This window comes from Mesorhizobium sp. M7A.F.Ce.TU.012.03.2.1 (assembly GCF_004006095.1).
Lineage (GTDB): Bacteria > Pseudomonadota > Alphaproteobacteria > Rhizobiales > Rhizobiaceae > Mesorhizobium.
On the sequence record NZ_CP034779.1, the window covers coordinates 111,908 to 124,846 of the forward strand.

13 protein-coding genes are annotated in these 12,939 nt (G+C 63.9%); 4 read left to right on the top strand and 9 right to left on the bottom strand.

What is annotated here, in order from left to right:
- Positions 1-2: 2 nt before the first annotated feature.
- The 5 genes from ehuD to EJ079_RS00625 all read right to left on the bottom strand — a co-directional run bounded on the left by ehuD (position 3) and on the right by EJ079_RS00625 (position 4,902).
- The gene (gene ehuD / locus EJ079_RS00605) at positions 3-662 is read right to left on the bottom strand and encodes an ectoine/hydroxyectoine ABC transporter permease subunit EhuD (RefSeq protein ID WP_127270574.1); all 660 of its coding nucleotides are present in this window, start codon (positions 660-662) and stop codon (positions 3-5) included.
- Positions 663-696: 34 nt separating this feature from the next.
- Positions 697-1,356, bottom strand: a complete 660-nt coding sequence (gene ehuC, locus EJ079_RS00610) for an ectoine/hydroxyectoine ABC transporter permease subunit EhuC (RefSeq protein ID WP_127807774.1) — start codon at positions 1,354-1,356, stop codon at positions 697-699.
- A gap of 157 nt (positions 1,357-1,513) precedes the next feature.
- Complete coding sequence (gene ehuB, locus EJ079_RS00615; protein WP_127272429.1) at positions 1,514-2,365, bottom strand: ectoine/hydroxyectoine ABC transporter substrate-binding protein EhuB; 852 nt, start codon at positions 2,363-2,365, stop codon at positions 1,514-1,516.
- An 87-nt stretch (positions 2,366-2,452) separates the two neighbouring features.
- Entirely contained in the window at positions 2,453-3,244 is a 792-nt protein-coding gene (ehuA, locus tag EJ079_RS00620) for an ectoine/hydroxyectoine ABC transporter ATP-binding protein EhuA (RefSeq protein ID WP_127807775.1), read from the bottom strand.
- Positions 3,245-3,516: 272 nt separating this feature from the next.
- The gene (locus EJ079_RS00625) at positions 3,517-4,902 is read right to left on the bottom strand and encodes a PLP-dependent aminotransferase family protein (protein ID WP_127272428.1); all 1,386 of its coding nucleotides are present in this window, start codon (positions 4,900-4,902) and stop codon (positions 3,517-3,519) included.
- An 81-nt stretch (positions 4,903-4,983) separates the two neighbouring features.
- On the opposite strand from EJ079_RS00625, the gene EJ079_RS00630 reads away from it, so the two are divergent.
- The 4 genes from EJ079_RS00630 (at position 4,984) to EJ079_RS00645 (ending at position 9,626) form a co-directional block, all read left to right on the top strand.
- Entirely contained in the window at positions 4,984-5,475 is a 492-nt protein-coding gene (locus tag EJ079_RS00630) for an Lrp/AsnC family transcriptional regulator (protein WP_127807776.1), read from the top strand.
- A 130-nt stretch (positions 5,476-5,605) separates the two neighbouring features.
- Positions 5,606-7,099, top strand: coding sequence for an NAD-dependent succinate-semialdehyde dehydrogenase (locus tag EJ079_RS00635; RefSeq protein ID WP_127807777.1), 1,494 nt, complete (start codon positions 5,606-5,608; stop codon positions 7,097-7,099).
- A gap of 38 nt (positions 7,100-7,137) precedes the next feature.
- Positions 7,138-8,517 carry an aspartate aminotransferase family protein gene (locus tag EJ079_RS00640; RefSeq protein WP_127807778.1) on the top strand — a complete coding sequence of 460 codons (1,380 nt, stop codon included), beginning with the start codon at positions 7,138-7,140 and terminating at the stop codon, positions 8,515-8,517.
- An 8-nt stretch (positions 8,518-8,525) separates the two neighbouring features.
- Positions 8,526-9,626 (top strand): alcohol dehydrogenase family protein, encoded by a 1,101-nt coding sequence (locus EJ079_RS00645; RefSeq protein WP_127807779.1) that lies wholly within the window; start codon positions 8,526-8,528, stop codon positions 9,624-9,626.
- A gap of 12 nt (positions 9,627-9,638) precedes the next feature.
- On the opposite strand, the gene EJ079_RS00650 is transcribed toward EJ079_RS00645, so the two are convergent.
- Genes EJ079_RS00650 through EJ079_RS00665 form a run of 4 tightly spaced genes read right to left on the bottom strand, consistent with a single transcriptional unit; the run spans position 9,639 to position 12,939 of the window.
- Positions 9,639-10,685, bottom strand: coding sequence for an ornithine cyclodeaminase (locus EJ079_RS00650; RefSeq protein WP_127398933.1), 1,047 nt, complete (start codon positions 10,683-10,685; stop codon positions 9,639-9,641).
- A 29-nt stretch (positions 10,686-10,714) separates the two neighbouring features.
- The gene (locus EJ079_RS00655; RefSeq protein ID WP_127807780.1) at positions 10,715-11,344 is read right to left on the bottom strand and encodes an FMN-binding negative transcriptional regulator; all 630 of its coding nucleotides are present in this window, start codon (positions 11,342-11,344) and stop codon (positions 10,715-10,717) included.
- A gap of 3 nt (positions 11,345-11,347) precedes the next feature.
- Positions 11,348-12,229: a branched-chain amino acid ABC transporter permease gene (locus EJ079_RS00660; protein ID WP_127807781.1), complete on the bottom strand. Its 882-nt coding sequence runs from the start codon at positions 12,227-12,229 to the stop codon at positions 11,348-11,350.
- Positions 12,230-12,234: 5 nt separating this feature from the next.
- Positions 12,235-12,939: an ABC transporter ATP-binding protein gene (locus EJ079_RS00665; RefSeq protein WP_027035601.1), complete on the bottom strand. Its 705-nt coding sequence runs from the start codon at positions 12,937-12,939 to the stop codon at positions 12,235-12,237.

A 12,939-nucleotide genomic window follows, 5' to 3' on the forward strand; every position in this document is an offset into this window, starting at 1 on the left:
GGCTATCTCTCGATCTTGCCGTAGCGGCGTTCCAGCCAGCGCAGCAGCACGACCGAAAACAGACTGATGACCAGGAAGAAAGCACCGACCAAGGTGATCGGCTCGATATAGCGATAGTAGGTGTTGGCGACGCTTTTGGCCTGGTTCATCAGTTCCAGCACGGTGATTGCCGACAGCAGCGGCGTTTCCTTGAACATGGCGATGAAATAATTGGCGAGCGCCGGAATCATCGGCGGGATGGCCTGCGGAATGATGATGTGGGTCCAGGTCTGACTGGCGCTCAAATTGCATGCCTTGGCGGCCTCCCATTGGCCGCGCGGCACATTGTCGATGCCGGCACGATAAACCTCGGCCGTGTAGGTGCCGTAATGCAGCCCGAGCCCGATGACACCGGCGACCAGCGGCGGCAACAGGATGCCGATGTCGGGCAGCACGTAGAAAATGAAATAGAGCTGCACCAGCAGCGGCGTGCCACGGATGAATTCAGCCGCCCAGCCGACCGTGCGCGACAGCGCTTTGTTGGGCGAGCGGCGCGCCAGCGCAATGCCCAGCCCGACGACCGCCGCCAGCACCGAGCCGAGCAGCGTCGCCAGGATGGTGATCTTCACCCCCTGGATCAGCGTCGGCATGATTTCCCAGACGAAATTCCAATCCCATTCCATCAGCAGGCCCAATTTATCAGAAGGAAATTGGCCATCAGGCACGCACCCCATCGAGGCCGCGCGCCATGCGTCGTTCCAGCGAGCGCACGCCCCACGAGATGAGCAGGGCGAGGATGAAATAGATGATCAGGATGGTGGTGAATGGCACCAGGGTGTTGCCGGTCTGGGCGCGCACCACCTGCGCCTGGAAGGTCAGGTCGGTGAGCGAGATCAGCGACACCACGGCGGTCGCCTTGAGCAATTCGATGGCGTTGTTGCCGAAAGTCGGCAGCATCACCAGCAGCGCCTGCGGCAGGATGATGTGGCGCATGCCTTGCCACCGCCCGAGATTGAGCGCGGTGCAGGCCTCATACTGTTCGCGGCCGATCGACTGGATGGCACCGCGCACGACTTCGGCGGCGTAGGCGCCGACATTGAGGCCGAGCGCCAGCACGCCGGCCTGCAACGGGGTCAACGAAATGCCGATGAAGGGCAGCACGAAATAGGCCCAGAACAACTGCACGAAGATCGAGGTGCCGCGGAAGAATTCGATGTAGGCGGTGGCCAGCGCGCGCAGCACGAAGAAACGCGACAGCCGCCCCATTCCGGCAAGAAAGGCCATGAACAGCGCAAGCACCGACCCCATCAGCGTCAGCTCGATGGTGACAATCGCTCCCTGCAATATCAGGCCGAAATAGCCGGACCACTGGGTCATTTACGTTCCAACGTTGGGTTTAGCTCCTTCTCCCCATTTACGGGGAGAAGATGCCGGCAGGCAGATGAGGGGCGGCACTAGAGTCTCAGAACTTGGCGCCGCCCCTCATCCGTCACTTCGTGACACCTTCTCCCCGTTGAACGGGGAGAAGGAAAAATCACTTCGCCGCGCAGAGCTTGTCGCGGCTGGTCGACATCGCCGCCGCCGCCGAGAAGCCGTAGGGTTCGATAATCTTGGCGAACTCGCCCGATTTCTTCATCTTGGCCAGTTCGACGTCGAAGGCGTCGCGCAGTGCCTCATCGCCCTTCTTGAAGGCGGCGCCGTCGCAATAGACCGGTGCGCCCTGCACCGGAGCGATGACTTCGAGGTTCGGATCGTTGGCCTTCTTGACCAGATCATTGATCGACAGGACGGGCAGCGAATAAGCGTCGATGCGGCCATCCTGGAGCATCTTCACGCCACTCTGGCCATCCGGCACGACGATGACGCGATCGCGCGGCACGCCGGCATTGAGCGCGAGCTTCTCTTCGGTGCCGCCGCCCGGCGCGCCGATGGTCGCAGTCGTATCCTTGGCGACATCCTCATAGCTCTTGAAGCCCTTCGGATTGCCCTTCTTCACCAACATCGCCTCTGCATCGCAAAGCACCGGCTCGGAATAGACGACGGCGGCGCAGCGTTCCGGCTTCATGAACAGGCCGGCGGTGACGACATCGAAGCGACCGGCCTGCAGGCCGGGGATCATGGCGCCATATTCGGAGATCGAAGCGGCGACGTCGGCGACGCCGAGCCGCTTGAATATCTCGCGGGCCACATCAGGCGCGGCACCCGAAACCTTGCCGTCGGCGGCGACCGCCGTATAGGGCGGCTCGTTGGCGATGGCGAGGCGGGCGAAACCTTGCGCCTTGAGCTGTTCGAGCTTGCTGTCGTCGGCCGAACCGGGGATCGAGGCGGCCAGCACCGCCGTCAGTGCTAGACCGGCAACGCCGGCCAGAATGCCAAGTTTGTTCATTGTTCCCAACTCCTTGTTTCTTGTCTTGCTTTGTTGCGAGGCGGCCCTCGCCACCTCGGGACGACTTCGTCGCCCTGGGCATTGCGGTCAGACGCGATGTCCGGCTGCGATGATCTTCTTCAGGAAGCCTTGCGTGCGCTCCTGCTTGGGATTGCGGAAAATCTCGTCCGGCTTGCCTTCCTCGACGATCCTGCCACGATCGAAGAACAGCACCCGGTCGGCGAAATCGTGGGCGAAACCCATCTCGTGGGTGACCAGCAGCATGGTCATGTCGGTCTCGGCGGCGAGTTTGCGCATGACGTTCATCACCTCCTCGACCAGCTCCGGATCGAGCGCCGACGTCACCTCGTCGAACAGCATGATCTTCGGCGACAGCGCCAGCGCCCGGGCGATCGCCACGCGCTGCTTCTGACCACCGGACAGCTGCGCCGGCATGGACATGGCCTTGTCGGCCATGCCGACCATTTCGAGCAGTTCCATCGCCCGCTTTTCGGCGGCCGCACGTGGCGTGCCCTTGGTCAGCATCGGAGCCAGCGTGACATTGTCCATGACGCATTTGTGCGGAAACAGGTTGAACAGCTGGAAGACCATGCCGATCTTCTGACGCATCCTTGTCAGATGCCGCTCATCGGCGGCCAGCAGCTGGCCATTGCGCTCCATGTGGTAGAGCTGCTCGCCGTCGATCTGGATATGACCGCCATCGATGCGCTCAAGCGTCATCAGGATGCGCAGGATCGTCGTCTTGCCCGAGCCCGACGGGCCGATCAGCGCCAGCTTCTCGCCGGGCATGACCTGCATCGACAGGCCGTCCAGCACCTTGAAGCTGCCGAAGCTCTTCGAGATGTCGTCGATCTTGATGATGGGCGCTGATGCGGACAAATAAATTCCCCGTGCTGGAGAAGCCTGTGCCCCTTAACGATGCGGAACGCGCCAAATCATGTCAATCGGGAAAATAATATCATGACAATATTTCCCATTCCGCACAATTCTTGAGCAACCAGTGCCGAAGAGTGCGCCGGGATTCGGGTCAGGCCGAGCCGAGAATGGGAGCCTCCGAGAACCGGAACGGAGCGTACTTTTCGTACGTGAGTACCGGAAGCGCAGGAGGCTGCCTTTCGCAGGCCGGCATCACCCGGATAGCGGCGCACTCGCTAGATAGCGAGCAGCAGGTGCTCGGGATCGCCGAGCAAAAGCTTGGTGACAACGCCGAGGCCGGCGCGCAGTTCCCCCTCGGTGGTCGAACCCAGCGAGATACGTACCGCCGGATGCCAGGGCGCAGCCGAAATACGGAAGGACGTGCCGGGTGCAATCGCCACGCCCTGCAGGCGAGCCTGGGCGACAAAGCTTTCCTCGGCCCGGTCGGCCGGCAGTTGCAGCCAGACATGCAACCCGTCGCGCCGGGCGCGATAGTCCACCCCCGCCAGCACTTGCGCTGCAATATCCTGCCGGCGCCGCAAAGCCGCGCGCTGCCAGTGGACAAGCTCCATCGCCGTGCCGTCGGTCACCCATTTGGTGGCGATCTCGGCCACCAGCGGCGTCGCCATCCAGTTCGAGACCAGATGCCGGTTGGCGACGGCGGCGACGTAGCGGTCGGGCGCGGCCAGATAGCCGATGCGCAGACCGGGCACGGTGATCTTGGTGAAGGAGGTGACGTAGAGCGTGCGCTCCGGCGCGAACGCGGCAACCGGCGGCGGCCGGTCTTCGACCAGCGGACCGAGCACATCGTTCTCGATGATGGCGATGTCGTGCTTGCGCGCGACCGCGGCGATCTCTTCTCGCCGCCGCGCATCCATCAGGGTCGCCGTCGGGTTGATCACCGAGGGCTGCACGAAGACCGCGCGGATGTCGGAAAGCCGGCAGGCCTCGTCCAGCGCTTCCGGGATCAGGCCGTTATCGTCGATCGGCAGGCCTTCCAGATTGAAGCCGAGATAGCGCGCCAGCGGCACCAGCGTGTGGTGGCCGATCGCCTCGGTGGCAACCGTCGAGCCCGGCGGCGCGACGCTCATCAGCGCCACGGTCATGCCGGCGGTGGCGCCGTTGGTCAGGCTGACGTTCTGCGGCGATGCATCGAGGCCACAAAGCCTCAGCCATTCGACCGCCACCGCGCGGTGGCGCGGAAACACCATGTTGGGCCGGAACGAAAGTGCTGAACTCGACGGCAGGTTCTCAGCCAGCCAGCCCAGTGCCTGTTTTAGCCGCTCCAGATGCATCGGCTCACAAACCGGTTTCAGGATCGACAGGTCGATGACTTCGCCGAGCCGCTCCGGCAGGTAGGGCGGCTCCGGCTCGCGGCGCTGCGTCTGGACGAAGCTGCCGCGGCCGATCTCGCCCGAAATCAGGCCGCGACGGATTAGCTCTTCATAGGCGCGACTGACCGTCTGCACCGAAAGTTTCAGATCGTCGGCCAGCCTGCGATGGGTCGGCAGCCGCGCGCCATTGGCAAGGCGCCCGTCATGGATGGCGCGCGCGAACTGGTCGGCCAGCGATTGATATGCCGGCCGCCTGATGAGTGCGGGATCGGGTTGCCACAATGTCATGACTTATTAGAGATCGAAATCAGTGCAATTGACAATCGAAATAATGCGCCGTCATGGTACTCGGACGAAAAGTGAGCTCTGATGACATCAGCGAAACTCGACCCGATCGACCTGAAAATCCTCGACGCCATCCAGCGCGACGGACGCATCACCAAGCTGGCGCTGGCCGATCAGGTCGGGCTGTCGCCGACGCCGTGCTGGATGCGGCTGCGCAAGCTGGAAAAGGCCGGCATCGTCTCGGGCTATCATGCCAGGATCGCCATGCGCGTCGTCGCACCCGTCGCCACCGTGCTGATGGAGGTGACGCTGGCCAACCACCGCCAGGCCGATTTCGACCGCTTCGAGCGCGTCATCCGAGACATCCCAGAGATCGTCGCCTGCTGGTCGGTGGGCGGCGGCGTCGACTATGTGCTGAAGGTGATGGCGCGCGACATCGACGCCTATCAGCGGCTGGTCGACGGCTTGCTCGACCGCGAAATCGGCATCGATCGGTACTTCACCTACATCGTCATCAAGACGGTGAAGGACGAGATCGCGCTGCCTATAGCCGACCTGCTGCCGGCGTCGGCTTAAGGCCGGAGAGATCGTCTGCCGAGGCGACGCAATAGAGAGAGTCTCTCTACTTCAAGGCATCCAAACAGCCTCTCTATCTGCATCGGGCGGATAGTCTTCCCGTATCAGTCCGAACCGGGAGGTCTCGACCATGTCCGCGCATTTCGCCCGCTCGCATCGCCATGAAGCGCTCGACCGCCTGACCGACCGCCGGCTGCTGCGTGAACTCGCCTATGTCGATGGCCACTGGACCGCGAGCGAGGCCGCCGAAAGCTTCGAAGTCACCGACCCGGCCACCGGCACCACAGTCGCTTTCGTCGCCGCGCTCGACGGCCGGCAGACGACGAAGGCGATCGATGTCGCCGCGCGCGCCTTCCCGGCGTGGCGGGCGCTGTTGCCGCAGGAGCGCTCGAAAATCCTGCGGAAATGGTTCGAGTTGATCATCGCTGCAAAGCAAGACCTCGCTCTGCTGATGACGCTGGAACAGGGCAAGCCGCTGCAGGAGTCGCTGGGCGAAATCGACTATGCCGCTTCCTTCGTCGAATGGTATGCCGAAGAAGCAAAACGCTTGAATGCCGAGAGCGTCACCAGCCATCTGCCGAACGCCGAAATGATGGTTCGGCGCGAGCCGCTCGGTGTCGTCGGCGTCGTCACGCCGTGGAATTTTCCGTCGGCGATGCTGACCCGCAAGGCGGCGGCAGCCCTTGCCGCCGGCTGCACCATCGTTGCGCATCCGTCCTCGGAAACGCCGCTGTCGGCGCTGGCGCTGGCCGAGCTCGGCGAACGCGCCGGCTTGCCCGCTGGCGTCTTCAACGTCATCACCGGCAAGGCTTCGACCATCGTCGGGCGGATGTGCGAAGACCCGCGCGTTCGCGCCATGAGCTTTACCGGCTCGACCGAGATCGGCCGGCTGATCGCCGCGCAAAGCGCGCCGACCATGAAACGGCTGGTGATGGAGCTTGGCGGCCATGCCCCGCTGATCGTCTTTGCCGATGCCGATCTGGACAAGGCGGTTGATATCGCCATCGACGCCAAATTCGCCACGTCGGGCCAGGACTGCCTCGCCGCCAACCGTATCTATGTTCAGCGTCCGATCTACGATCGCTTCTGCGCCGCGTTCACCGCGCGCATCGAGGCGCTGCGAACCGGCAATGGCCTTGCAGATGGCACCGACATCGGCCCGCTGATGCATGAGCGCGCGATCAAGAAGGTCGAAGAGCAGGTCACCGATGCGCTGACCCATGGCGCGCGCTGCCTCACCGGCGGCAAGCGGCACCAGGCTGGCCCCCTGTTCTATCAGCCGACGCTGCTGGCCGATGTCACCGATGAAGCGCTGATCATGCGCGAGGAGACTTTCGGTCCGGTCGCCGCCGTGACGGCTTTCGACAGCGAGGACGAGGTGATCGCCCGCGCCAACGCTACCGAATATGGCCTCGTTGCCTATGTCGTGACCGAGAATGGTGGCCGGCAGCAGCGTATGGGCCGCGCCCTCGATTACGGTATGGTCGCCATCAACCGCGTCAAGATCACCGGCGCGCCGATTCCGTTCGGCGGCGTCAAGCAATCGGGCATCGGGCGCGAAGGCTCGCGCCACGGACTCGAGGCTTTCACCGATCTCAAATATCTCTGCCTCGATGTAGCTTAAGCTGCGCCGGAATCACCGTTTTGTCAGGAGTCAAAAGAATGCTCGACCAGTCCAACGAACTCGCCGCCTGGGATCGCGACCACTTCTTCCACCCCTCGACCCATATGGGCACGCATGCACGGGGCGAGAGCCCGACGCGCATCATGGCCGGCGGTGAAGGCGTCACCGTCTGGGACAACAATGGCAGGAAGAGCCTCGATGCCTTTGCCGGGCTCTATTGCGTCAATGTCGGCTACGGCCGCCAGAAGATCGCTGACGCCATCGCCAACCAGGCGAAGAACCTCGCTTACTACCACGCCTATGTCGGCCACGGCACCGAGGCCTCGATCACGCTGGCCAAGATGATCATCGACCGCGCGCCGCAGGGCATGTCGCGGGTCTATTTCGGCCTCTCCGGTTCCGATGCCAACGAAACCAACATCAAGCTGATCTGGTACTACAACAACGTGCTCGGCCGGCCGGAGAAGAAGAAGATCATTTCGCGCTGGCGCGGCTATCACGGCTCGGGCGTGATGACTGGATCGCTGACCGGGCTCGACCTGTTCCACAACGCCTTCGACCTGCCGCGCGCGCCGATCCTGCACACCGAGGCACCCTACTACTTCCGCCATGCCGACCGCTCGATGAGCGAGGAGCAATTTTCTCAGCATTGCGCCGACAAGCTCGAGGAGATGATCCTGGCTGAGGGTCCGGAAACCGTCGCGGCCTTCATCGGCGAGCCGATCCTCGGCACCGGCGGCATCGTGCCGCCGCCGGCCTTCTACTGGGAAAAGATCCAGGCGGTGTTGAAGAAGTACGACGTGCTTCTGGTCGCCGACGAGGTGGTGACGGGCTTCGGCCGTCTGGGCACCATGTTCGGCTCCGACCATTACGGCATCAAGCCCGACCTGATCACCATCGCCAAGGGCCTGACCTCGGCCTATGCCCCGCTGTCGGGCGTCATCGTCGCCGACAAGATGTGGCAGGTGCTGGTTGAGGGTTCCGACAAGCTCGGTTCGCTCGGTCATGGCTGGACCTATTCGGCGCATCCGATCTGCGTCGCCGCCGGCGTCGCCAATCTCGAACTGATCGACGAGATGGACCTGGTGACAAATGCCAAGGAGACCGGCGCCTATTTCCGCGCCGAGTTGGCCAAGGCAGTCGGCGGCCACACGAATGTCGGGGACGTCCGCGGCGACGGCATGCTGGCGGCGGTGGAATTCGTTGCCGACAAGGACGACCGGGTGTTCTTCGACGCCTCGCTCAAGATCGGGCCGCAGGTGGCGACGGCACTTGCCGCAAGCGGCGTCATCGGCCGCGCCATGCCGCAGGGCGATATTCTCGGCTTCGCGCCGCCGCTCTGCCTGACCCGCGAGGAAACCGACATCGTCGTGTCGAAGACCGCCGATGCCGTGAAGAGCGTGTTTGCCAATCTCTGAGATCGACTATGAATGCCATGATCAGAACCCTCCCCGCCACCATGGCCGCCGTGCTGCTCACCGGGCACGGCGGACCGGAAAAACTCGTCTACCGCAGCGATGTGAAAGTGCCCGGGCCCGCTCCCGGTGAAGTGCTGGTCAAGGTCAGCGCTTGCGGGATGAACAACACCGATGTCTGGGTGCGCCAGGGCGCCTATGGCACGGAGGAGGACGCTGCCGCCGTATCGACATGGCGCCGCCAGGGCAACACGCTTGTTTTCCCGCGCATCCAGGGCACGGACACCGTCGGTATCGTCGCCGCCGTCGGCGAAGGCGTATCGCCGGACCGTATCGGCGAACGGGTGATGGTCGATTTCTCGATCTACAACCGCGACGATTCACTCGCCGACATCGATTATATGGGCCATGGCCGCGATGGCGGTTACGCCGAATACCAGGCCGTGCCGGCCGAGAACGCTCATGTCATCGACACCGACATGAGCGATATCGAACTCGCCACCTTCTGCTGCGCCTACCTGACCGGTGAACAGATGCTGGAGCGCGCGGCGCTCAAGGCCGGCGAGCGCGTGCTGGTCACCGGCGCTTCGGGCGGTGTCGGTTCCGGCATCGTGCAGTTGGCACGGGCGCGCGGTGCCATTCCCTATGCCGTCGTCGGCAAGGGCAAGGAACAGGCGGTGCTCGACATCGGCGCCGAGGCCGTCATCACCCGTGGTGTTGCCGACCTGCCGCAAGCCGTGAACGAGGCGACCGGAGGCCAGCCGATCGACGTGGTGGCCGACCTCGTCGGCGGCGCCATCTTCAACGACCTGTTGCGTATTCTCAGGCCCGAGGGCCGTTACACTACCGCAGGCGCGATTGCCGGCCCGGTCGTGCAGCTCGATCTCAGGACCATGTACCTGAAGCAATTGCAGCTGCACGGCTCGAGCCAGGGCACGCGTGCGGATTTCCGCCGCATCGTTGGGTACATCGAGGCGAAGAAAATCCGGCCGCTGGTTGGCGGCGTCTACAAGCTCTCCGATTTCCACCATGCGCAGGCGGATTTCATCGCCAAGGCTTTCGTCGGCAAGCTGGTGGTGGTGCCGGATGCCATGTGGGGCTCGGCTGGCTGAACAACGCTCATCTCAACCATGCTGGGCCGCCCTCAACAGCATGCCGAACAGGTCGCGCGGCTCGTCGGGGTCGGCCAGCATGTCGAGTTCCTGGTAGAGGCCAGTCGAGCGCAGCTGGTCCCTGACATAGCGCAGTGCCGAAAAGTCCTCGATGGCGAAGCCGACCGAATCGAACAGCGTGATCTGGGTGGCATCGCGCCGGCCTTGCACGGCGCCTGACATCACCTGCCACAGCTCGGTCACCCCATGATCCGGTGCAAGCTGCTGGATCTCGCCCTCGATGCGGGTCTGCGGCGGATATTCGACGAAGATGTCGGAGCGCAGCAGGATATCGCGGTGCAGTTCGGTCTTACCGGGGCAGTCGCCGCCGACCGCGTTGATGTGCACGCCGGAGCCGACCATGTTGTCGGTGAGGATGGTGGCGTACTGCTTGTCGGCGGTGACGGTGGTGATGATGTCGGCTCCCTCGACAGCCTCCTGCGCGGTGCCGCAGGCGATCATGTCGAAGCCGAGACCGGCGAGATTGCGGATGCATTTTTCGGTGGCAGTGCGGTCGATGTCGTAAAGCCTCAGCCTGTCGACGCCGAGCAGCGCCTTGAAGGCCACCGCCTGGAATTCGGCCTGGGCGCCGTTGCCGATCAGCGCCATGCAGCTGGAGCCGGCCGGCGCCAGGTATTTGGCGGCCAGAGCCGACATCGCCGCCGTGCGCAGCGCGGTCAGGATGGTCATTTCGGATAGCAAGACAGGATAGCCATTGTGGACATCGGCGAGCATGCCGAAAGCCGTCACCGTCTGGCGCCCCTCGCGCATGTTCTTGGGATGGCCGTTGACGTATTTGAAGCCGTACACCTCGCCGTCGCTGGTCGGCATCAGTTCGATGACACCTTCGGCGCTGTGCGAGGCCACGCGCGGGGTCTTGTCGAACAGCTCCCAGCGGCGGAAATCATCCTCGATGTAGCTGGCGAGTTCGACGAGGAAGCGCTCGACGCCGATCTTCAGCACCAGCTTCATCATATGATCGACGCTGACGAAGGGCACGATGTTGAGATTGGGGATCATTTTTTCTTATCCTTGCCGCATGCAGGCGGTCAGTCCTGGCGATACGCGTTGTGCGCCTTCATCATCGCCGCCAGCGCCGGATCGTTTTGCTCCAGCGCCCTGATGGCTCCGCCTGTGTCATAGAGGCGCTCATCCTGCCCCATCTTGAACTTGGCTTCGAGCCGCCCGATCGGCAGGTCAAACCCCATGATACCAGGTATACGCCGCTCCATGCCGCCAGGTCCCAGCTCGCGCATGCGCCAGCGGTCATCGCGATCTTTTTCCAGCACCTCGACAAGCTGCAGGAGATGCCGGGCGGTGGCGTGCTCGTCGAGCGGCACCGGATGCCCATGACAATGCACGACAGCAAAATTCCAGGTCGGCGCGCTGTCGCGCACCGGATTGCGCGGATACCAGGACGGCGAGATATAGCCATGCGGGCCGTGGAAGATGGCGACGGTCTCCCTGCCTTCGCTGATCAAGGTGCTGTGCGGATTGGCCCTGGCGAGATGCGAGACCAGAGTTCCGTTTTCACCCCGCGCGCGATCGAGCACGAAGGGAAGATGCGAGACGACGAGCCCTTGCGGTCCCGCTGTCACCACCGCGGCGAAGGCCGCGGCCTCGATCAGGCCGAACACCTCGTCGTGCGACAGCGGCGCAAATTCAGGCTTGCTGTACATAGATCAGCTTCGCTGGGCGCGGACCGCCGGGATCAGGCCTTGCGGGCGAACCAGCAGCACGGCGATGACGCCCGACAGCACGATGGCGTCGCGATAGGGGGCGATCGCTCCCGGCAATGTCGCCTGCAACAGCACCTCGATGATGCCGAGCAGAAAACCGCCGGCGACAGCACCTGGCAAGCTGCCGAGCCCGCCGACGACGGCGGCGATGAACGCCTTCAACACCGGCGTAAAGCCCATCAGCGGATCGACCGAGGCGCGCTGCGCCACCCACAGCATAGCCGCCAGCCCGGCCAGCAGGCCGGAGAGCAGGAAGGCGGTGGCGATGATGCGGCTGGCCGGAATGCCCATCAGGCGCACGACGTCGAAATCTTCCGCCGCGGCGCGCATCGCCGTGCCGGTCACCGAGCGGCGCAGGAAGACTTCCAGCGCAATCAGCGCCAGTGCGGAGACGACGATGGAGATGCTGGGACCGACGCCTATGGTGAAATCGCCGAAGGAGAAGGCGCCGGTCATCCAACCGGGCATTGCGACAGCTTGCGGCCGCGCCGAAATGCCGTTCTGGAAGACGACTTTCAACAGGCTGGAGACGGCAAAGCTGGTCAACAGCAGGCTGGTGACGCTGGCGCCGCGCATCGGCCTGAACGCGATACGCTCCATGATGACCGCGGCGAGCGCGCCGCAGGAGACGGCGACAAGCACCGCCACCGGGAAGGGAAAACCCAGCACCAGCGAGGCCAGAAGCGCATAGCCCGACAGCGTCATCAGCTCGCCATGGGCGAAGTTGATGAGGCCGACGATGGAAAAGACGATCGCCAGCCCGAGCGCCAGCAGCGCATAGACGCCGCCGAGGCTCACCGCATTGATGATCTGCTGCGCGATCATGCTTCTTAAGCTCCCAGATAGGCTTGGCGGACGAGGTCCGATGAAGCGAGTTCTTTTGCCGTGCCCGACAGCACCACCTCGCCATTGGCGAGCACAACGGCGCGGTCGGCGATTTCGAGCGCCAGCGCCACATTCTGTTCGACCAGCAGGATGGTCAGGCCCTTGCGGCGCAGTTCGGCGATCAGGTCGAAGACGGTGTCGATCAGTTGCGGGGCAAGGCCGAGCGAAGGTTCGTCGAGCAGGATCATGCGCGGCTTGCCCATCAGCGCGCGGGCGATGGCCAGCATCTGCTGTTCGCCGCCCGACAGATTGCCGCCCTTGACGCGGTGGTAGCGGCGCAGGATCGGGAACAGCTCCAGCATCTCCTCTTCGCGCAGCCTTGCCTCGGCCGCCGGCTGATGCACTGCGCCGCCGAGACGCAGATTATCGGCCACCGTCAGGCTGGCGAAGATACGGCGGCCTTCGGGAACCAGCGCGACGCCCTTGCGGGCAATCGCCTCCGGCGCCAGGCCGGTGATGTCGACACCGTCGAAGACCACCTTGCCCGATGCCGCCGGCACCAGCCCGGCGACGGCGCCGAGCGTCGAACTCTTGCCGGCGCCGTTGGCGCCGACCAGCGCGATGATCTCGCCGCTGCCGACGGTGAGGTCAACGCGGCGTACCGCCTCGACCTCGCCGTACCGGATTTTCAGGGCTTCGACGCTCAGCAT